21 protein-coding genes are annotated in these 20964 nt (G+C 62.2%); 17 read left to right on the forward strand and 4 right to left on the reverse strand.

Features of this window, described 5'->3' with window-relative positions; all coding sequences use genetic code 11:
* Positions 1-17: 17 nt before the first annotated feature.
* On the reverse strand, positions 18-746 hold the full coding sequence (locus ACZ89F_RS13650) for a glycerophosphodiester phosphodiesterase (protein WP_476092367.1): 729 nt from the start codon (positions 744-746) through the stop codon (positions 18-20).
* A gap of 14 nt (positions 747-760) precedes the next feature.
* Complete coding sequence (locus ACZ89F_RS13655; RefSeq protein ID WP_109669061.1) at positions 761-1225, reverse strand: RidA family protein; 465 nt, start codon at positions 1223-1225, stop codon at positions 761-763.
* 138 nt (positions 1226-1363) lie between these two features.
* Between ACZ89F_RS13655 and ACZ89F_RS13660 the strand changes: the two genes are divergently transcribed.
* From ACZ89F_RS13660 to tsf, 5 genes are all read left to right on the forward strand, one after another.
* Positions 1364-2191, forward strand: coding sequence for a cell envelope integrity EipB family protein (locus tag ACZ89F_RS13660; RefSeq protein WP_476092368.1), 828 nt, complete (start codon positions 1364-1366; stop codon positions 2189-2191).
* Between the two features lie 116 nt (positions 2192-2307).
* The gene (locus tag ACZ89F_RS13665; protein WP_476092369.1) at positions 2308-3606 is read left to right on the forward strand and encodes a lysophospholipid acyltransferase family protein; all 1299 of its coding nucleotides are present in this window, start codon (positions 2308-2310) and stop codon (positions 3604-3606) included.
* Positions 3607-3665: 59 nt separating this feature from the next.
* Entirely contained in the window at positions 3666-3944 is a 279-nt protein-coding gene (locus tag ACZ89F_RS13670) for a DUF4031 domain-containing protein (protein WP_352811983.1), read from the forward strand.
* A 203-nt stretch (positions 3945-4147) separates the two neighbouring features.
* Positions 4148-4936 (forward strand): 30S ribosomal protein S2, encoded by a 789-nt coding sequence (gene rpsB / locus ACZ89F_RS13675; RefSeq protein WP_023812937.1) that lies wholly within the window; start codon positions 4148-4150, stop codon positions 4934-4936.
* Positions 4937-5045: 109 nt separating this feature from the next.
* Entirely contained in the window at positions 5046-5966 is a 921-nt protein-coding gene (gene tsf / locus ACZ89F_RS13680; RefSeq protein ID WP_476092370.1) for a translation elongation factor Ts, read from the forward strand.
* 21 nt (positions 5967-5987) lie between these two features.
* Here tsf and ACZ89F_RS13685 read toward each other — a convergent pair whose 3' ends face one another.
* Positions 5988-6914, reverse strand: coding sequence for a LysR family transcriptional regulator (locus tag ACZ89F_RS13685; RefSeq protein WP_476092372.1), 927 nt, complete (start codon positions 6912-6914; stop codon positions 5988-5990).
* A gap of 113 nt (positions 6915-7027) precedes the next feature.
* Between ACZ89F_RS13685 and ACZ89F_RS13690 the strand changes: the two genes are divergently transcribed.
* The 12 genes from ACZ89F_RS13690 to lpxB all read left to right on the forward strand — a co-directional run bounded on the left by ACZ89F_RS13690 (position 7028) and on the right by lpxB (position 19578).
* On the forward strand, positions 7028-8134 hold the full coding sequence (locus ACZ89F_RS13690; RefSeq protein WP_476092373.1) for an aldo/keto reductase: 1107 nt from the start codon (positions 7028-7030) through the stop codon (positions 8132-8134).
* A gap of 152 nt (positions 8135-8286) precedes the next feature.
* Positions 8287-9009 carry a UMP kinase gene (gene pyrH, locus ACZ89F_RS13695; RefSeq protein WP_091574801.1) on the forward strand — a complete coding sequence of 241 codons (723 nt, stop codon included), beginning with the start codon at positions 8287-8289 and terminating at the stop codon, positions 9007-9009.
* 101 nt (positions 9010-9110) lie between these two features.
* Entirely contained in the window at positions 9111-9665 is a 555-nt protein-coding gene (frr, locus tag ACZ89F_RS13700) for a ribosome recycling factor (protein WP_013531759.1), read from the forward strand.
* 34 nt (positions 9666-9699) lie between these two features.
* Positions 9700-10434 (forward strand): isoprenyl transferase, encoded by a 735-nt coding sequence (locus ACZ89F_RS13705; protein WP_476092375.1) that lies wholly within the window; start codon positions 9700-9702, stop codon positions 10432-10434.
* Positions 10431-11246 carry a phosphatidate cytidylyltransferase gene (locus tag ACZ89F_RS13710; protein ID WP_476092377.1) on the forward strand — a complete coding sequence of 272 codons (816 nt, stop codon included), beginning with the start codon at positions 10431-10433 and terminating at the stop codon, positions 11244-11246. Before ACZ89F_RS13705 ends, ACZ89F_RS13710 begins: the two co-directional genes overlap by 4 nt.
* Before the next feature lie 104 nt (positions 11247-11350).
* The gene (gene rseP, locus ACZ89F_RS13715) at positions 11351-12493 is read left to right on the forward strand and encodes an RIP metalloprotease RseP (RefSeq protein WP_476092378.1); all 1143 of its coding nucleotides are present in this window, start codon (positions 11351-11353) and stop codon (positions 12491-12493) included.
* Positions 12494-12710: 217 nt separating this feature from the next.
* Positions 12711-15083 carry an outer membrane protein assembly factor BamA gene (gene bamA / locus ACZ89F_RS13720; protein WP_476092380.1) on the forward strand — a complete coding sequence of 791 codons (2373 nt, stop codon included), beginning with the start codon at positions 12711-12713 and terminating at the stop codon, positions 15081-15083.
* Positions 15084-15158: 75 nt separating this feature from the next.
* Positions 15159-16217: a UDP-3-O-(3-hydroxymyristoyl)glucosamine N-acyltransferase gene (gene lpxD, locus ACZ89F_RS13725; RefSeq protein ID WP_476092381.1), complete on the forward strand. Its 1059-nt coding sequence runs from the start codon at positions 15159-15161 to the stop codon at positions 16215-16217.
* Positions 16210-16677, forward strand: a complete 468-nt coding sequence (gene fabZ / locus ACZ89F_RS13730; protein ID WP_027036657.1) for a 3-hydroxyacyl-ACP dehydratase FabZ — start codon at positions 16210-16212, stop codon at positions 16675-16677. Before lpxD ends, fabZ begins: the two co-directional genes overlap by 8 nt.
* 13 nt (positions 16678-16690) lie before the next feature.
* Positions 16691-17524, forward strand: coding sequence for an acyl-ACP--UDP-N-acetylglucosamine O-acyltransferase (gene lpxA, locus ACZ89F_RS13735; RefSeq protein ID WP_476092383.1), 834 nt, complete (start codon positions 16691-16693; stop codon positions 17522-17524).
* Positions 17496-18413 (forward strand): LpxI family protein, encoded by a 918-nt coding sequence (locus ACZ89F_RS13740; protein WP_476092384.1) that lies wholly within the window; start codon positions 17496-17498, stop codon positions 18411-18413. The genes lpxA and ACZ89F_RS13740 overlap by 29 nt, the downstream gene beginning before the upstream one ends.
* Positions 18406-19578, forward strand: coding sequence for a lipid-A-disaccharide synthase (gene lpxB, locus ACZ89F_RS13745; RefSeq protein ID WP_476092385.1), 1173 nt, complete (start codon positions 18406-18408; stop codon positions 19576-19578). The genes ACZ89F_RS13740 and lpxB overlap by 8 nt, the downstream gene beginning before the upstream one ends.
* 31 nt (positions 19579-19609) lie before the next feature.
* On the opposite strand, the gene gltA is transcribed toward lpxB, so the two are convergent.
* Positions 19610-20938, reverse strand: a complete 1329-nt coding sequence (gltA, locus tag ACZ89F_RS13750) for a citrate synthase (protein WP_476092386.1) — start codon at positions 20936-20938, stop codon at positions 19610-19612.
* Positions 20939-20964 lie beyond the last annotated feature (26 nt).

The raw sequence follows: 20964 nt of genomic DNA on the forward strand, positions 1-20964 counted from the left end.
GTTTCAGACACTCGACTTCAGGCGACTTTGACCAGATCGGGTTCAAAGCCCTCGAACGTCATCTGGTCGGCATATCTGAAGGTCAGGTCGACCGCGGGCTGGTCATGCACGGTCCAGGTGATGACAGGCATTTTCAGCTTTTCACGCACGAAGCTGACGAACCGGTTCGGCAGGTCGCCGGCGGCATAGGAAGTGAAGGCGATCTCGTGCGCCAGCATGGCGAAATGCGCCTCGATCAGCTTGACGTCCTTGCCGTAGGCGGTCAGGCCACCCGGAATGCCCGGTGCATGTTTCGGGAAATCGCGGATCAGCCAGTGGTCGAACGACATGATCGCGGCTTTGCCGTTGTAGCGCTTGAGCATCTTGCCGACGCTGGCCACCAGGCCTTCGTCACGACCGGGAATCCCTTTCAGCTCGACAACCATCGGCACGCGGCCGTCAACCAGGTCGAGCGCTTCCTGCAGCGTCGGCAGGTGGTCCGATGTGCCGCCGATCTTGAGCGTCACAAGTTCCGCCGCGGTGCGTTGCCAGACGAAACCGTCCTGGCCGGTCAGCCTTTGCAAATCGTCGTCATGAATGATCACGGGAACGCCATCCGACGACAGGTGCACGTCGCATTCGATCGCATAGCCGCGCTCGGCCGCCGCCGCGAAAGCGGAAAGCGTGTTTTCCCAGCGCGTCTTGTTCATGTCGTGGAAACCGCGATGGGCGACGGGCCGGGCGGTCAGCCAGGATAGGTCGGTCATATCTATCCCCTGGCTCATTCGACTTCGAAGATGGCTTCGATTTCCACTGCGGCATTAAGCGGCAGGCAGGCGGTGCCGACGGCGGAACGGGCATGCTTGCCGCGTTCGCCAAGTGCCGCGACCAGGAAGTCGGAGGCGCCGTTGGCAACCAGATGCTGCTCGACAAACTCAGGTGTCGAGGCGACGAAAACGGTGATCTTCACCAGCCGGCGGATCTTCTCGAGGTCGCCGAGCGCTGCCTTGGCCTGTGCCAGGATGTTGATCGCGCAGTACTTTGCCGCGTCCTTGCCGCCTGCCGTGTCGACATCGCGGCCAAGCAGGCCGCTCGCCTGCAGCTTGCCGTCCTTGAGCGGCAATTGGCCGGCGGTGAACAGCAAATTGCCGGTTCTGCAATAGGGCACGTAGTTGGCGGCGGGCGCGGCGGCGACAGGAAGCGCCACGCCCAGATCGCTTAGCCGCTTTTCGATTGTTTCACTCATGGTATTTCCCTATTGCTTGGTGACGCCGCGCGGGCCGGGCCGAAATTGCTATTTTTGCCTCGCTTCCGCCACGACTTTTTTTAAGCTGGACCATCTTTCCCTGCGGCTTGCCATCAGCCGCGACGATCGGAGTACCTCATGCGCGCAACGCGCTTTGCATTCCATGCCGTTCTGTTGTCGGGGGTCTTCTCGATAGGCCCAGCCTTTGCCGTGCCGGCGCTGCAAGCCCACCGCGCCGTTTACGACCTTACCCTCAAGAAGGCGTCCGATCAGTCCGGCATCACAGGCATATCCGGCCGCATGGTCTATGAGTTCAACGGCTCGGCCTGCGAAGGCTATACGGTGAAATTCCGCTTCGTCACCCAGATTGTCACTGCCGACAACACCAGGCTGACGGATCAGCAGACGACCACTTTCGAGGACGCCGAAGGCAAGACCTTCTCATTCGTGACAAAGTCCTTCGTCGACCAGAACCTCGACAAGGAGGTCAAGGGCGTCGCCACGAAAGAGACCAAGGGCCTGAAGGTCGATATCGACAAGCCTGAAAAGAACAGCGTCGAGTTGGCTACCACCCAATTCCCGACCCAGCATCTGGTCGAACTGATCGGCAAGGCCGAAAAGGGCGAGAACTTCTACGAAACCAACCTGTTCGACGGTTCCGAAGACGCCAACAAGGTGATGACCACCACCGTCGTCGTCGGCAAGAAAACCGATTCCGACAAGGCCGACCCGGAGGCTCCGGCACTGGCGAAGCTCGCCACCGACAAATACTGGCCGGTCGACATCGCCTATTTCGACGACACCGACAAGACAGGCGAAGAGGTGCCGGAATACCGCATCAGCTTCAAGCTGCATGAGAACGGCATCACCCGCGATCTTGTCATGGACTATGGCGACTTTTCGATGACCGGCAAGCTGGTCAACCTGTCGCTGTTCGACCAGACGAAACCCTGTCCGGCAAAATAGGGCTTCATCCGGCCGGTTGATTAACCGCGACACGGCGTGGTCGTGACGAACGACTTGAACGCGCCGCAATCGTCTCTCAACTTCTTCTCCAGCGTCCAGGCGCAAGGGGGAGCAGCTTGAGCAAGATCGATGTCTTCGTGGCGCCGCGGCCCAACCCGGCACTGATCAGGGCCATGACATCCGTCAACCGGATCGTCATGCTGCGCGGCATTCCCGGATTTCGTGATCTGTTGCCGTTCAACCGCCTGGCCGGTCTGCGTGGCGTCGCCAATGTCCGCCACATCGACTTTCCCGACGCCGACCTCGAGCGGTTGAAGGCCAGTTGCGGGGCGGGGAAGGCGACCTTCATCACGCCCAATCATCCCGAGTTTTTCACCGACTGGATGATCGACAAGGAGATCGTGTCGCAGGTCAGCCCGCTCGCGGCCTCATGGGCGACGAATGGTGTCGTCAACGGTCTTGGCCGGCTGATGCAGAAATTCTGGCTGGCCAACAATCTGATCGCCCAGATTCCCGGCAACAGCGGGGCAGCCAAGGAACATTCCGTCGCCTGGGCCTTGAAAGGCCATGGAGTACTGCTGCATCCCGAAGGGGGCGTCGGCTGGCATGCCAACATCGTTGCGCCGTTGCTGCCGGGTGCCGTCGAGATGGGGCTCGAGGCCCTCAAGCGCGGTCGGGCCACGGCCCCCGATTTCAAGGTCTGGATCGCCCCTGTCGTCTGGAAGCTTGCCTTCACCAGGAATGTCGAAGCGGCGCTGACGAAGGAATGCGCCTATGTTGAGAAAAGCCTCAACATAGAACGCCACGCGACCGACACGCTGCCGCAGCGCGTCCACCATATCTATTCGACGCTGCTGACCCGCGACGAAGCCGCGTGGGGCATGCCGTCAGACGAAGGTGCGACCTATGCCGGGCGCCAGCAGGGGTTGGTCACCGAACTCGGCCGCCGGCTCGGCGAAAGTATCTCACCCGAAGCTGCCATCACCGACACCACCGAGCTTCTGCGGCGGGTACGTCGCTGGCAGCGCGAAAACACCGGCGACGCCGAAGGGCAAACCCAGGTCCGCACGCTTGCTGACACTGTTCAGAGGCTGCAACGCATCGGGCCCTGGGCCTCGGCCAACCCGCGCATCACCCAGGAGGAGATCGCCGAACATCTGAAGCGTATCCGCAACGACTATTGCCGGGGCGGACTGCGTGACACGATGAACCGGTTCATTCCGCAGCCGGCCGGGCCGCGTTGCGCCTATATCCGAGTGCCGGAGGCGCTGGGTCTGCATGCCTATGCCGGCTCGATCGACGATGCGGTTGCCGAGCTGCACCGTCGCATGCAGGAAGCCATCACCAGCACCGTGACCGAACTTGCAGCCAAAGGCAGCTTCATTTTCTATCCGAATCCATTCTATCGTCACTGACGGACGGACGGGCCATGCGGCCGACTGTCGTGAAGGATGGAAGGCAGACAGCAAGCTTCATGGCAGTCTATGTCGACGCAGCGATCTGGAACTGGGCTGGCCATCGCTGGTGCCATCTGTTGGCCGACGACACCGACGAACTGCATCGCTTCGCCGCAAAGCTGGCGATCAAGCGTTCATCCTACCAGGGGCCGCCCAAGACATCGGCGCCGCATTATGACATAACTGGCTTCGAGCGCGACCGTGCGGTGCGACTTGGCGCCATCGAATGCAGCCGCGAGGAGATCGTCGCGGTCTTCCGGCGGGTTCGGGTGCCGAACGGGAAGATCAAGCGCTGACGGCAGGGCGCGGATCGTCGCACGCCGCACCACAGATCCCGCGGCGCTTGCGTTTGTCGCGCATCCCCTCTATATGCGCGCTCATTCCACACACGGACTTTGGTGTCTGCCCGGGAGAAATCCGGCTGAAACCTCCGGTGGCGTTCGAGGACAAAGTCCAAAAATGCCTGTGTCCGTGGAGGCTAACCGGAAAGGAACTTTGAATGGCACTGCCTGATTTCAGCATGCGCCAGCTTTTGGAAGCTGGCATTCACTTCGGCCACCAGACCCACCGCTGGAACCCGAAGATGGCGCCCTACATCTATGGCGCCCGCAACAACATCCACATCATCGACCTCTCGCAGACGGTGCCTTTGCTGCACCAGGCGCTGAAGCAGGTTTCCGACACCGTCGCCAAGGGCGGCCGCGTTCTGTTCGTCGGCACCAAGCGCCAGGCGTCCGACATCGTCGCCGATGCGGCACAGCGTTCGGCCCAGTACTACGTCAACTCGCGTTGGCTCGGCGGCATGCTGACCAACTGGAAGACGATCTCGAACTCGATCCAGCGCCTGCGCAAGCTCGACGAGATGCTGGCCGGCGAGGCGCAAGGGTTGACCAAGAAGGAGCGCCTGAACCTCGACCGTGAGCGCGAGAAGCTCGACAAGGCGCTGGGCGGCATCAAGGACATGGGCTCGACGCCCGACCTGATGTTCGTCATCGACACCAACAAGGAAGCGATCGCCATCCTCGAGGCCAAGCGTCTCGGCATCCCGGTCGTCGCCATCATCGATTCGAACTGCGATCCGGACAAGATCGACTTCCCGATCCCTGGCAATGACGACGCGGCCCGCGCCATCCAGCTCTATTGCGACCTGATCGCCAAGGCCGCGATCGACGGCATCGCCCGTCAGCAGGGCGCGCTCGGCGTCGACATCGGCGCTTCGGTCGAAGCTCCAGTCGAACCCGCGCTCGATCCGGCTCCGGCCCCGGCGTCGGAAGCCCCCGAAGCTTGACAATCGAAGGCCGGTTACGGCCTTCATCTTTCTCATATTTTGGCACGCTAAACAGACGCACCATCGAACACCGATGGTGCGTCGGTGCATTCTAGACAAAGAGGCGACAATGAGCATTTCGGCTGCACAGGTCAAAGAACTCCGCGACTTGACCGGCGCGGGCATGATGGACTGCAAGGCGGCGTTGACCGAGACCAACGGCAACATGGAAGAGGCCGTCGACTGGCTGCGCAAGAAAGGTATTTCCAAGGCCGACAAGAAGGCTGGACGTACTGCAGCGGAGGGCCTGATCGGCGTTGATTCCGGCGTTCGCGAAGCGGCCGTCGTAGAAGTCAATTCCGAGACCGACTTCGTTGCCCGCAATGCCGCGTTTCAGGAAATCGTCGCCAACGTTGCCAAGGTTGCTCTGGCCTATGGCGCGACAGAGGCTGTGGCTGCCGCAAAGTATCCGGGGTCGGACAAGTCTGTCACCGACACCATCAAGGACGCTGTCGGCACCATCGGCGAGAACCTGGGCTTCCGCCGTTCGGCCAAGCTGACCGTTCCACACGGTGCCGTCGCTACCTACGTTCACAATGCTGTTGCCGATGGCCTCGGCAAGCTCGGCGTTCTGGTCGCCATCGAGACCACGGGCAACGAGCATGCGGCCAATGCCTTTGCTCGTCAGGTCGCCATGCATGTTGCCGCCACCAACCCGATGGCGCTGACCGCAGAGCAGATCGATCCGGCCGCGGTCGAGCGCGAGAAGGCGATCTTCTCCGACCAGGCGCGCCAGTCCGGTAAGCCGGAAGCCATCATCGAGAAGATGGTCGAAGGCCGTCTGCGCAAGTTCTACGAGGAAGTCGTGCTCCTGAAGCAGGCCTTCGTGCTCAATCCCGACATCACCGTCGAGAAGGCGCTGAAGGATGCCGAGAAGGACATCGGCGCGCCGGCCAAGATCACCGCCTACCTGCGCTTTGCGCTGGGCGAGGGCATCGAAAAGGAAGAGACCGATTTCGCCGCGGAAGTCGCGGCTGCGGTCAAGAAGTAAGCCGCCAGCCGGCTTTTCGGCTCAGGCAACTCGGTCGGGCGCACGCAAGGGTGTCCGGCCGATTTCTTGTGCGATGTCGACGAAGGCGCGCAGCTTCGGCGCCATTGCCGCCCGGCGCGGAAAGTAGAGAAACAGGCCTGGTTCCTCGATTGCCGACTGCGGCAGCACCTGGACAAGTCGACCGGCGGCCAGGTCGGCGCGCACCAGCGGCTCGAACACATAGGCCAGTCCCATCCCCGATAGCGCCAGGTCGATAGCGGCAAGGGAATCGGTGACGACAGCGGTGCCGCGCGTTTCCACGGCCACGTCCTTGCCGTCTTCCGTCAAATCCCAACGATAGATCGCGCCGGATCGCACCAGGCGGTAACCGATGCAATTGTGGGCGGCGAGATCTGCCAGGCTATGTGGGCGGCCATGCCGGGCGATATAGGCTGGCGAAGCGACGATGATCACCTGGAAGGGCGGCGTCATCCGGATCGCGATCATGTCCTGCGCGATCATTTCGCCAAGTCTGATGCCGGCGTCAAAGCCTTCGCCGACGATGTCGACCAACCCTTCGTTGGCAAAGATTTCCACAGTCACATCCGGATAGCGCTCCGCCATGGCCGTCACCACCGGCGTCACCGCCATCGGGACGGCGACATGCGAAACATTGATTCTGAGCAGTCCAGCCGGGCGACCCTTGATGCCGCGGATACGCTCCATCCGCTCCGCGATATCCTGCAGCGCGGGCTCCACTGTCGCGACAAGCGCCTGACCGGCCTCGGTCAGTGATACGCTGCGTGTCGTGCGCGCAAACAGCGGTTGGCCGATGCGCTCCTCCACCAGCTTGACCGCATGGCTGACCGCCGAAGGGCTCATGCCAAGCTCTGCCGCGGCAAGTGCAAAGCCGCCGCGCCGGGCCACGGCGACGATGACGGGAAGATGGCTGAGCAGATCGCGATCCATTCATGCATCATATCGCATAGTACATGCAGATAATGCAACATTATCAAACGAAGTGAGCTGGAGCATCTAACGCTGCATCAACGCCGTTTGGCGAAGCAGCAAGGAGACGTTCCATGACCATGTCCTACTACACCCTTGGCAGCAGCGGGCTGCGTGTCACCCGGCTTGCACTTGGCACCATGACCTTCGGCACCGAATGGGGCTGGGGCGCCGACAAGGAGACGGCGCGCGACCTGGTCGATGCCTATGTCGAGGCAGGCGGCAATTTCTTCGATACGGCCGACGCCTACACCGGCGGCACCTCCGAGACCTGGCTTGGCGAGTTCATCGCCGAACACGGTCTGCGCGACAAAGCGGTGATCAGCACCAAGTTCAGCATGAATCTGGAGCAGGGCAATCCAAATGCCGGCGGCAATGGCCGCAAGAACATTATCCGCGCCGTCGAAGGCTCTCTGAAACGGCTCGGCACCGATTATATCGACCTCTATATCCTGCATGCCTGGGACAGGCTGACTTCGCCGGAAGAGGTGATGCGGACGCTGGACGATCTGGTGCGCGCCGGAAAGATCCGCCATGTCGGTCTCTCCGACGTCCCCGCCTGGTACGCAAGCAGGGCGCAGTCCGTCGCCGAGCAGCGCGGCTATGAGCCGGTTTCGGCGCTGCAGCTCGAATATTCGCTGGCCGAGCGCAACATCGAGCATGAATTCGTGCCGTTCGGCACGCGCTACGGCGCCGGCATCATGGTCTGGAGCCCGCTGGCCAGCGGCTTGCTGAGCGGCAAATATCGTCCAGATACAATCGGCAGGGCGGGCGGCCGATTGGAGACGATGCGCGGTTCGACCAATCCCGGCTTCCAGAAATTCACCGACCGCAACTGGGCAATCGTTGCCGAACTGGAAAAGGTCGCCGGCGAACTCGGCCGCGGCATGGCCCAAATCGCCCTGAACTGGGCAGCGACACGGCCCGGTATCGCTTCGGTGATCATCGGCGCGACGAAGCTCGATCAGCTCAAGGACAATCTCGGAGCGCTCGATTTCGAGATTCCCCAGGAAATCCTGGCAAGGCTCGACGCGGTCAGCCAGCCGGTCACGCCGTTTCCGTACTCGTTCTTCGGCCCGGAAATCCAGGGCGGCCTCACTGGCGGCCAGGCGGTCGGCGACAAGCCGGCGGGCTACTTCCCGGACCTGCTCATGGAAGGTGCTTTTGCCGGTGTGAGTTGACAAAAAGCGAGCGAATTCCGGGTCGGGCGCCGCGTGACATCGCGGCGCCCTTCGTGTATCGGAACACGGCATCGCGCCATTGTTTCGGGGCGGCGCCTGCGCGAGGGCGGTAGCCACCCGGAACGCGCCACATGCAAAATGAAGAGGCCCAGATGACGGTGAAGCCCCTCTACCGACGTGTCTTGCTGAAAGCGTCGGGCGAAGCATTGATGGGCGAACAGCATTTCGGCATCGACGTTTCGGTCGTCGATCGCATCGCCGGCGACATCGCCGAGGCGCGTGCACTGGGCATCGAGGTCGGCGTCGTCATCGGCGGCGGCAACATTTTTCGCGGCGTGGCGGTTGCCTCCAAGGGCGGCGACCGCGTCACTGGCGACCACATGGGCATGCTTGCCACGGTGATCAATTCGCTGGCGCTGCGCACGTCATTGAACAAGATCGGTGTCGACGCCGTGGTGCTTTCGGCGATCGCGATGCCCGAACTTTGCGAGAGCTTTTCGCAGCGCCAGGCGACCGCCTACATGAACCAGGGCAAGGTGGTGATCTTTGCCGGCGGCACCGGCAATCCGTTCTTCACCACTGATTCGGCCGCCGCACTTCGTGCGGCTGAAATCGGCGCCGACGCGCTGTTCAAGGGCACTCAGGTCGACGGCGTCTACTCGGCGGACCCGAAGAAAGACCCGAATGCGACGCGTTTCGAGCGCATCAGCCACGGCGAAGTCATAAAACGCGGCCTTTCCATCATGGATACGGCAGCGATTGCACTTGCGCGCGAAAACAACATTCCGATAATCGTCTATTCGATCCACGAAAAAGGTGGTTTCGGCGATATTCTGAGGGGCGGCGGCCGCTGCACGGTCGTCGCGGACGATTGATCGGGGGCCTGATCCCGGAAGGGGAAGCCGGTTTTCGACAATCAGGTTCGAACACGGGCCCGAAGCAGTGAACCCGCGTTAGACGGGTCGAGGAGATAAAGATGAGTGGTGAGTACGACGATCTCAAGCGGCGCATGGATGGGGCGATCGCCGCGTTCAAGCACGATCTGGCTTCGCTGCGGACCGGTCGCGCCTCCAGCAATTTGCTCGATGCGATCCAGGTGCAGGCCTATGGCACCACCATGCCGATCAACCAGGTCGCCAACGTCTCGGTGCCGGAGCCGCGCATGATCTCGGTTTCGGTCTGGGACAAGTCTATGGTCGGCGCGGTCGATCGCGCCATCCGCGAATCCAATCTGGGTTTCAACCCGATCGTCGACGGCACCAACCTCCGGATTCCACTGCCCGAACTCAACGAACAGCGCCGCAAGGAGCTGGTCAAGATCTCGCACACCTATGCCGAGAATGCCCGGGTCGCCGCGCGACATGTGCGCCGCGACGGCATGGACTTCCTGAAGAAGGCGGAGAAGGACGGCGACATCAGCGAGGACGATCAGCGCAAGCGCTCTGACCAGGTCCAGAAACTTACCGACGAGACGATCAGCACAATCGACCACCTGCTTTCCGATAAGGAAGCTGAAATCATGCAGGTTTAGGGTCTTGGCCACCGGCTGACCCGAAAGCGAGAACATGGCAACGCCCGCGCATGTCGCGATCATCATGGACGGAAACGGACGCTGGGCCAAGGCGCGCGGCATGCCTCGTCTCGCGGGCCATCGTGCCGGCGTCGAGGCGCTGCGCAAGACGGTGCGCGCCGCACCCGGGCTCGGCATCTCCTACCTGACCGTCTACGCTTTCTCGTCGGAGAACTGGTCACGGCCGAAGTCCGAGGTCAGCGACCTGATGGGCCTCCTGAAAATGTTCATCCGCCGCGACCTGGCCGAGTTGCACCAGAGCGGCGTGCGGGTCAGAATCATCGGTGACAGGGCAGGGCTGCAGCCCGACATCAGGGGCCTGCTCGACGAGGCCGAATCGCTGACTGCCGCCAATGAATCGCTGACGCTGGTGATCGCTTTCAACTATGGCGGACGCGACGAGATCGTTCGCACGGCGCAAAAGCTTGCGTCGGCCGTGGCGCGTGGCGAACTCGACGCCGAGGCGATCACAGCCGAAAGCTTTGCCGGCGCTCTGGACACGCAGGGCATTCCCGACCCCGAGTTGGTCATCCGCACCAGTGGTGAACTCCGGCTGTCGAACTTCCTGCTGTGGCAGGCCGCCTATAGCGAGCTCATCTTCCTGCCTTGCTACTGGCCCGACTTCAGCCGCGAGCACCTTGCCGACGCCTTGCGCGAATTTGCCAGCCGCGAACGCCGTTTCGGCGGACTTGGGGCCCAGGACGTTGCTTCGCGACCGGCCGCGGGATGAGCAATCTTCAGCTTCGCGTCATTTCGGCGATCGTGCTTGCCATCATCACCCTTGGTTTGACCTGGCTCGGCGGGCTGTCGTTCCGGCTGCTGTGCGCCGTCATGGTGGCGGCGATCTTCTATGAATGGACCCGTATGTCTCGCCCGACCGGGGCCACGGGGCTGGGGTTCCTGCCGGAAGCGCTGCTGGTTGTCTTCATTGGCGCCTTGATCGCCGGCCTTGCCGCCTCCTGGCTGCTGCCGCTTGTCGTGGTCATGGTTGCCGCAACGGCGATTGCCGGGTCGGTTCGCAAGTCCGGACAATGGGATGCGAGCGGCCTTGCCTATGCCGCGGTCTCAGGCCTGTCTCTCGCCTTGCTGCGCGATGGCGACCGTTCAGGCCTCATTGCCATCCTGTTCCTGTTCGCGGTCGTCTGGGCCACCGATATCCTTGCCTATTTCGTTGGTCGTGCGGTTGGAGGCCCGAAACTGGCGCCGGCGATCTCGCCCGGCAAGACACGCAGCGGCGCGCTCGGCGGTGCTGCCGGCGGCGTCATCGCGGGGCTGGTCCTCGCCGCCGCTGCCGGTGTCGGCAATCTGGCATTGCTCGGCCTGGTGGCACTCGTGCTTTCGATTGTCTCCCAGGCCGGCGACCTGTTTGAATCCTGGGTCAAGCGCCGTCACGGCCGCAAGGATTCGGGTGCGCTCATCCCAGGCCATGGCGGCGTCATGGATCGTGTCGACGGGCTTGTCGCGGCGGCTTTCGCCCTATACGTCATCGGTTGGATTTCGGCGACCGCCGATCATCCGGCGCAGGGTCTGTTTCCCGTTTGAGTGTTGCCATTTTAGGGTCCTATGCGCGACGCGCCTTGGATTCGCCCGGATTGGTGTCACAGTCACGGCACATTCTGCGCCGTGGAAGAATTTGAGGGTTTGTCTTGAACGAGATTCTTCACGCGCTTTTCAGCACAGAAGGCTTTGTCCTGGGCACGCTGGTGCCGTTCCTGTTTGTGCTGACCGTGGTCGTGTTCGTCCATGAGATGGGCCATTACCTTGTCGGGCGCTGGTGCGGCATCGGCGTCAAGGCCTTCTCGATAGGCTTCGGCCCGGAGCTCTTCGGCTTCAACGACAGCCACGGCACGCGCTGGAAACTGTGCGCGATACCGCTCGGCGGCTATGTCAAATTCGTCGGCGACATGAATGCCACCTCGAGCCAGCCCACTTCGGCAGAGATCGAAACGCTGACCGAGGAGGAGCGCAAGGTCGCCTTTCACACGCAGCCGATCTGGAAGCGCGCGGCAACCGTGGTGGCCGGGCCGCTGTTCAATTTCCTGCTGACGATCGTCGTCTTTGCCGTGCTGTTCACCACCTATGGCCGCTATGTCGCGGAGCCCATGGTGGCCGAGGTGACCGCCGACAGCCCGGCGGCGAAGGCCGGCATCCTGCCCGGAGACCGATTCGTCAGCGTCGACGGCAACAAGGTCGAAACCTTTGGCGACGTCCAGCGGCTGGTCTCGGGCCGCGCCGACGACATCATCACCTTCGTCATGCTGCGCGACGGCAAGGAGGTCACGGTGACCGCGGCGCCGCGGCTGATGGAACAGGAAGACGCGCTCGGCAACAAGGTCAAGGTCGCCGTGATCGGTGTCGTCAACAACAAGGAACTCGGCCAGCCGCGGCTCATAACCTACACGCCGGTCGGAGCGGTTGCGGCGGCAGTCGAGGAAACCGGACACGTCATCCAGCGCACCGGCCAGTTCCTGCAGCGCTTTGTTGTTGGGCGCGAAGACAAATGTCAGTTGGGCGGCCCGGTGAAGATCGCCGACATGGCCGGCAAGGCGGCGAAACTGGGGTTCGAATGGCTCGTGCAACTGGTCGCACTGCTGTCGGTTGGCATCGGGTTTCTGAACCTTTTGCCGATTCCCCCCCTCGACGGCGGCCATCTCTTGTTCTACGGGGTGGAGGCCGTCATTCGCCGTCCGGTGTCGGAACGGATGATGGAAATGGCCTACCGGGCCGGGTTGCTTCTGGTGCTGTGCTTCATGGGGTTCGTTTTCTGGAACGATCTGTTTGGGTGCTGAAATCATGAAGAAATTTGGCTTCTGCATGGACGATGTTGAGACGCCGTTTACCATGCATGGGGATATGAGTGACGCGAAAGCCACGCCGCAGGGTTAAGTAAATACAAATTAACCAGAAGCCTTGCGTGTAGGGAAAATCCGGTTAATACGGTAGGGGAAATTACCGCACGTCCGGTTTTCTCGCCGTGGGGACTACGAGAAAAGGTTATTAAGCCCGATGAAGGCAGCATCCAAGTTTCTGAGCGCCGCGTCCGCGGTGACCCTGTCCGCGGCTCTTGTCGTGCCAGGCGCGCTCGCAGTGCAGTTCGTTGCCACATCGGCGGCCGAAGCCGCTGTCGTCAGCAGAGTCGAAGTCAGCGGCAACCAGCGTATCGACGCTGACACCATCCGCAATTACATCACCATCAAGCCGGGCAAGGCCTTCTCCAGCTCCGATATCGACAGTGCGGTCAAGGCGCTGTTCGGCACGGGTCTGTTCTCGGATGTGCAGATCAACCAGGTCGGCTCGACGCTGGTGGTCAAGGTTGCCGAGTACCAGGTCGTCAACCAGGTGCTGTTCCAGAACAACAAGAAGCTCAAGGACAATGCGCTGGCGATGGCGGTGCAGCTGAAGCCGCGTGGAACGTTCTCGCAGGCAACGCTCGATGCCGACGTCGAATCGGTCAAGGCCGCCTACAAGCGGATTGGCCGCGACGATGTGACCGTGACCACGCAGGTCATGCAGCTCGGCGACAACCGCGTGAACGTGGTCTTCAACATCACCGAAGGCGATCGCACGCAGATCGCGGCTATCAATTTCGTCGGCAACAGCGCGTATTCCAGCCGCCGCCTGTCTGATGTCATCAATACCAAGCGTTCGTCCTGGCTTTCCTTCGTCCTGCGCGACGACGTCTATGACGACGACAAGCTGCGCGCCGACCAGGAACTGCTGCGCCGCTTCTACTACAATCACGGCTATGCCGACTTCCAGGTTGTGTCCGCTGTCGGCGAGCTCGACAGCGCGACGAACAAGTACACGGTCACCATCACCGTTCAGGAAGGCGACCGCTACACATTCGGTGACGTCAGCGTCGAAAGCACGATCCCGGAAGTCGACAGCAAGTCGCTGGAATCGGTGGTCGAGACCCAAAAGGGCGACGTCTACAACGCCAAGGACGTCGAGGATTCCATCATCGCGCTGACCGAGAAGGTGGCCGGTTCCGGCTACGCCTTCGCGCAGGTGACGCCACGCGGCGACCGCAATTTCGAGAACCACACCATTTCTGTGGTCTACACGGTCGATCAGGGCACCAAGGCCTATATCGAGCGCATCGAGATTCGCGGCAACGATCGCACGCGTGACTATGTCATTCGCCGCGAGTTCGACGTCAGCGAAGGCGACGCCTTCAATCAGGTGCTCATCCAGCGTGCGAAGAAGCGCCTGGAAGCCCTAAATTACTTTGACAAAGTCGACATCTCGACGGCGCCGGGCTCGCAGCCCGACCAGGTCGTGCTGGTGGTCGACGTGGTCGAGAAGTCGACCGGTGAATTCTCCGTCGGTGCCGGTTATTCGACCGGTGGTGACACGGCCGGTCCGTCGGTCGAAGGATCGGTCACCGAGCGCAACTTCCTCGGCCGTGGCCAGTTCATCAAGCTGTCGGCGGGCGGCGGCAAGAATTCGCGCGACTACAGCATTTCGTTTACAGAGCCTTATTTCCTCGGACGGCGCATCGCCGCCGGCTTCGACGTCTTCAAGCAGACGAGAAATTACGACAACTACGACAGCGATACGTTGGGCGCGACGGTGCGCTTCGGCCTGCCGATCACCAACAGCATCACGACACAACTGGCTTACAACATCTCGCAAGAGAAATATAAGCTGGATGATGGTTGCGTGACCCTTGGCATCTATGACCCCCTCAAGTGCGATGTTTCCGCCGCTATCCTGGATGGCATAGAGCAAAGCCCGTGGATCAAGTCTTCGGTTAGCTTGGGGCTGGTCTACAACACCATCGACGACATGAAGAACCCACACGAGGGTATCTACGCCAACACGACAGTGGAAGTGGCGGGCCTCGGCGGCGACGCTAAGTTCGTCAAGGTCACGGGGCGCGGCAGCATCTATCAGACGCTGTCGGAGCAGTACGATCTGGTTGGTCTCGTTTCGGGCGGTGCCGGTCATGTCGAGGGCTACGGCAGCGACGGCGACCTGCGCGTATTCGATCACTTCCAGAGCACCGATCGCATGATCCGCGGTTTTGCTTATGGCGGCATCGGCCCGGTCGCGTCCGGTACCAGCGGCGACCATCTGGGTGGCACCACCTATTTCAATGCCTCCGCGGAAGCCCAGTTCCCGCTGCCGGTCATTCCTGAGAGCTTCGGTCTGCGCGGCGCGGTCTTTGCGGACGCGGCGACACTTTACGGCAGCAAGGTTGCCACCGGCTTGGTCAATCAGGATTCTACCGGCATGAAGCTGCGCGCCTCGGTCGGCTTCGGCCTGATGTGGGCGTCGCCGTTCGGCCCGATCCGTATCGACTATGCGATCCCGGTCAAGAAGGAAGCGTCCGACGACGTGCAGGAATTCAACTTCGGCATATCGACCCGCTTCTGATCGGCGGTTAACGATGCTCCCGGGTCTTTCAGGTCCGGGAGAAATGTTCCGACCTAGCTGGATATAGCTTCTGGAATGACCGATCCGGTGTTCTTCGCGCCATCACGCCGGTATACGGCGGGCGAAGTCGCGAATCTGACCGGCTCGCTGCTTGTCGATTCCGGCCACTCCGATATTTCTATTGAGGCGCTCGCGCCGGCCAGCGATGGCGGCGAGAATGCGCTCGTCTTTGTCGACGGCAAGCGCAATTCCGCGCTGATGCCGTCATTGCGGGCGGCCGCGGTCCTGTGCCCGGCGGAATTTGCCGGCAAGGCGCCGGCCGGCATTGCCGTTCTTGTTCATCCGCGGCCGCAGCAGGCTTTCGCGCTGGTTGGGCGTCTGCTGTTTCCAAGGGCCGCGACGCCAGGGCCGATGACCAGTGAAACCGGGGTTTCGCCGCACGCTCATGTCGATGCGACCGCACATGTCGAAGCCGGTGCCGTCATCGAGGCCGGCGCGGTCATCGGGCCAGGTGCTTCGATCGGCAGCGGTACCGTCATCGCGCCCAACGCCGTCATCGGACAATCATGCCAGATCGGCCGCGACGGCTATGTCGGTCCGGGCGTCAGCATCCAGTACGCCTTGATCGGCAACCGTGTCATCATCCACGGCGGTGCCAGGATCGGCCAGGATGGTTTTGGCTTCGTCGGCGGCGCCAAGGGCCCCGAACGCGTGCCGCAGATCGGCCGTGTCGTCATTCAGGACGACGTCGAGATCGGCTCCAACACCACCGTCGATCGCGGCGCCATGTCGGATACGATCATCGGCCAGGGCACCAAGATCGACAATCTCGTGCAGATCGCCCATAACGTCCGCATCGGCCGCAATTGCATAATAGCCGGGCTTTCGGGTATTTCGGGTTCCGTGGTCGTGGGTGACAATGTCACCATGGGCGGCGGCGTCGGGCTGGCGGATCACCTGACCATCGGGTCCGGGGCCAAGCTTGCCGCCAGAAGTGGATTTATGAGCAATGTCCCTGCAGGCGAGATCTGGGGCGGTTATCCGGCACAGCCGATGGCGGAAGCGATGCGGGAGATAGCCATGCTGCGCAGGCTCGCCAGGACCCGCAAACAGGGCGAGGGAGGCAATGGCTGACATGATCGCGTCGACGACGCTGGAAGCGGTCGACATTATGGGGTTGATGAAGCTCCTGCCGCATCGCTATCCGTTCCTGATGATCGATCGAATCGTTGATATCGACGGCGACGAGTCCGCGGTCGGCATCAAGAACGTGACCATAAACGAGCCGCATTTTCAGGGCCATTTCCCCGAGCAGCCGGTCATGCCGGGGGTGCTCATCGTCGAGGCGATGGCGCAGACCGCCGGCGCCATCTGCATCCGCAGCCTTGGCACTGAAAAGCCGTCGCTGGTCTATTTCCTGACCATCGACAACGCCAAATTCCGCAAACCGGTCGTTCCCGGCGACCAGTTGAAGATCTATGTCAAGAAAATCAAGAAACGCGGCAACCTGCTCAAATTCGCTTGTGAAGCCATGGTCGACGGCGCCAAGGCGGCCGAGGCCGAGATTTCAGCCATGATGGTCACCAGCGACTGACGATCGAATGCTTATGAAAATCAAGACATCCATCCATGCTTCCTCCGTTGTGGAGGAAGGCGCCCAAATCGGCCAAGGTGTGCGCATCGGGCCGTTCTGCCACGTCGGCGCCGATGTGGTGATCGGCGATGACGTCGAACTGGTCAGTCATGTTTCGGTGATGGGCGCGACCACTATCGGTGCCTCGACCAAGGTGTACCCGATGGCGACATTGGGCGCACCGCCGCAGAACACCAAGCACAAGGGCGGTCGCACCACCTTGGTTATCGGCAAGAACTGCACGATCCGCGAAGGCGTGACCATGCATCTCGGTACCGATTCCAGCCGTGGCGAGACGACCGTCGGCGACAATGGCAATTTCCTCGCCTACGCCCACATTGCCCATGATTGCGTCGTCGGCAACAATGCCACGTTCGCCAATGGCGCGACACTGGGCGGCCACTGCGAGGTCGGCAACAACGTCTATATTGGCGGTCTGACCGCTGTGCATCAGTTTGTCCGCATCGGCGACAACGCCTTTCTGGGCGGCTGCTCCGCGATCGTCGGCGATGTCATTCCCTATGCCATCGCGGTCGGCAACCGCGCCAGTCTGCGCGGCCTCAACATTATCGGCCTGAAGCGCTCCGGCCTGCCGAGGTCCGAAATCCTTGTGCTGCGCAAGGCTTACAGGATGATCTTCGATCGTTCCCGCACCGTTGGCGAGAACATCGAGTTCGCCAAGGCGGAGTTCGCGTCGTCGTCGACCGCCATGAAGATCATCGATTTCATCACCAGTCGCGGCAAGCGGCACTATGCTGTGCCGTCGCTCAAGGGCGGCGATGGCGACGATGTCGATGACGAAGACTGAGGCAGCGGCGGCGCGTCTTGATCTCTCGCCGGGCTCCAGGGTCGGCATCATCGCCGGCGGAGGCAGTCTGCCGGTCGAAGTCGCGGCCGGTTCGGCTGAACAAGGCTATCCACCCTTCGTCATTCTGATGGAAGGCGAGGTCGACCGGATGGCGGAACTCTCCCGATATGAGCATGACAGCCTCGCCCTGGAAGGTATCGGCTCGCTGATACCGTTGCTGAGGCGGCACCGGATCACCCATCTGGTGCTTGCCGGCGAGATCAAGCGCCGGCCAAGACTGACACAGCTCCGTCCAAGTCTCAGCCTGCTCGCAGTGATACCGGTTGTTGTCGCGGCCCTGGCGCGTGGCGACGATGGCCTGCTGAAGGTCCTGGCACGGGGCCTTGAAGCGCGTGGAATAAAGGTTGTCGGGGCGCATGAAATCGTGCCAAACCTTGTCGCTGCCGAAGGTGTCCTGACCAAGGCCGAGCCGCGAAAATCGGACTGGCGCGACATCGAGGCAGGCCTTGCAGCGGCCAAGGCCATCGGCGCGCTGGATATCGGCCAGGCGGCGATCGCGGTCGGCGGTCGAACGATCGCGCTGGAAGGCATCGAGGGGACGGCCGGACTGCTTGATCGTGCGAAGCTGCTGCGCGGCCATGGCCGTATTGCGGGGAAGACCCGCGGCGTGCTGGTCAAGTGCGCCAAGCCCGGTCAGGAACTGCGCGCGGATCTTCCTTCCATCGGCCCGCAAACGGTCGAAGCCGTGCATGCGGCCGGGCTTGCCGGCATTGCCGTCGAGGCGGGACGTTCGCTGGTTCTCGAAGGCCCCGAAACCATCGCGCGCGCCAACGCACTCGGTCTGTTCGTCATTGGTCTGCCTGCCGCGACGGAGCCACACAATGGCTGACAGGGCATTGAAGATCGCGATCGTTGCCGGAGAGGAGTCCGGCGATCTGCTCGGCGCCGACATCGTGCGTTCGCTCAAGCAGGCTACCGGGCGCGAGGTGCAACTCGTCGGCCTCGGCGGCCGCCATTTGCAGGCGCTGGGACTGGCATCGCCATTCGATGCCGGCGAGATCGCCCTCATGGGTTTCAGCGCCATCCTGCGCGACCTGCCACGCCTGATGCGGCGGATCAGTCAGCTGGCCAGGACCGTCGCGGACGCAAAGCCGGACTGCCTCGTCACCATCGACAGCCCGGACTTTTCGTTGCGCGTCGCCAAAAAGGTGCGGGCGGCCAATCCATCGATCCCGATCATCCATTATGTCTGCCCGAGCGTCTGGGCATGGCGGCCGGGCAGGGCTGTCGCGATGAAGCCCTATGTCGACCATATCCTCTGCATCCTGCCGTTCGAGGTGAAGGAACTCGAGCGGCTGGGCGGCCCACCGGGCACCTATGTCGGGCATCGCCTGACGCACGACGCGGGCGTGCTCGCCGCGGCCAAGACGCAGGACCTGCCGCGCGATCTTGCCGCGGACCGCGTGAAGACGCTGCTCGTCCTGCCCGGCTCGCGGCGCGGCGAGGTGCGGCGCCTGCTCGACCCGTTCGGCGAGACAGTGTCGATGCTGCGCGCGCGCGGGCATCGCCTGCGCCTGCTGCTGCCGACGGTTCCGCATGTCGCCGACCTCGTCAAATCCGCGGTCAACCGCTGGGATGAGAAGCCTGAGGTCATCGTCGATTCCCAGCGCAAATGGCAGGCCTTCGGCAAAGCCGATGCCGCGCTGATCGCGTCCGGGACAGTATCGCTGGAGCTGGCGCTGGCCGGTGTGCCGATGGTCTCCTGCTACAGGCTCGATCCCGTCGCCCGAGTCGTGGCGCCTTACCTGCTGTCCGTCTGGTCGGCGCTGCTGCCAAATCTGATCTCGGATCGAGCCTTAATTCCGGAATTCTACAATGAGTATGTCAAGCCGAACAATCTGGCCCGGCAATTGGAAGCGCTGTTTGCAGACAGTGGGATGCGCGCCTGGCAGAAGCAGGGCTTCGCCGAGATCACGCGGCGCATGGCGACCAACAAGCCTTCCGGCGAGATCGCGGCGGGCATTGTGCTGCGTCACATAAAAAAGGCGCCCTGACGGGCGCCTTTTTCAATCCAGAAAGCCTCGATCACCGCTTTGCGATCGGCACATAGTCACGCTCCGGCGCACCGGTATAGAGCTGGCGCGGGCGGCCGATCTTCTGGCGTGGGTCCTCGATCATCTCCTTCCACTGCGCGATCCAGCCGACGGTGCGGGCGACCGCGAACAGCACGGTGAACATGGTGGTGGGAAAGCCCAGCGCCTTCAGCGTGATGCCGGAATAGAAGTCGACGTTCGGGTAGAGCTTCTTCTCGATGAAATAGGGATCGGTCAGCGCGATCTTTTCCAGTTCCATGGCGATGTCGAGCAGCGGATCGTCCTTGATGCCAAGCTCGCCCAGAACCTCGTGCGCGGTCTTCTGCATGATCTTGGCGCGCGGATCGTAGTTCTTGTAGACACGGTGGCCGAAGCCCATCAGCCGGAACGGGTCGTCCTTGTCCTTGGCGCGGGCGATGAACTCCGGGATGTGATCGACATGGCCGATCTCGCCCAGCATGTTGAGCGCCGCTTCGTTGGCGCCACCATGCGCCGGGCCCCAAAGGCAAGCGATGCCGGCAGCGATGCACGCGAACGGGTTGGCGCCCGACGATCCGGCGAGACGAACGGTCGAGGTCGAGGCGTTCTGTTCGTGATCGGCGTGAAGTATGAAGATGCGCTCCATGGCGCGCGCCAGCACTGGATTGATCTTGTACTCCTCGCACGGCACGGCAAAGCACATGTGCAGGAAGTTGGCAGCGAAATTCAGCTCGTTCTTCGGGTAAATGAAGGGCTGGCCGATGTGGTATTTATAGGCCATCGCCGCGATCGTCGGCATCTTGGCGATCAGCCGCATGGAGGCGACCATGCGCTGGTAAGGGTCGGAGATGTCGGTGGAGTCGTGGTAGAAGGCCGACAGCGCGCCGACCACGCCGCACATCACCGCCATCGGATGCGCGTCACGGCGGAAGCCGGTGAAGAAGCGCGACATCTGCTCATGCACCATGGTGTGGCGCGTCACGCGGTAATCGAAATCGTCCTTCTGCGCCTTGGTCGGCAATTCGCCGTAGAGCAGGAGATAGCAGACCTCGAGGAAGTCGCCGTGTTCGGCCAACTGGTCAATCGGATAGCCGCGGTGCAAGAGGATGCCGGCGTCGCCGTCGATGAAAGTGATTTCGGATTCGCAGCTTGCCGTCGAGGTGAAGCCGGGATCGTAGGTGAAGGCGCCGGTGGTGGAATAGAGCGAGGCGATGTCGATGACATCAGGCCCGACCGAACCGCTTCGCACCTTGAATTCGTGAGTCTTGCCGGCGAATTCAAGCGTTGCCGTGGCCTCCTGGGTCTTGCCGCCCAAATCCAGTTTTTTCGCAGCTTCGGTCATTGCAAACTCCTTGTTGTTTCCTCATG

The organism is Mesorhizobium sp. USDA 3734 (assembly GCF_056279665.1).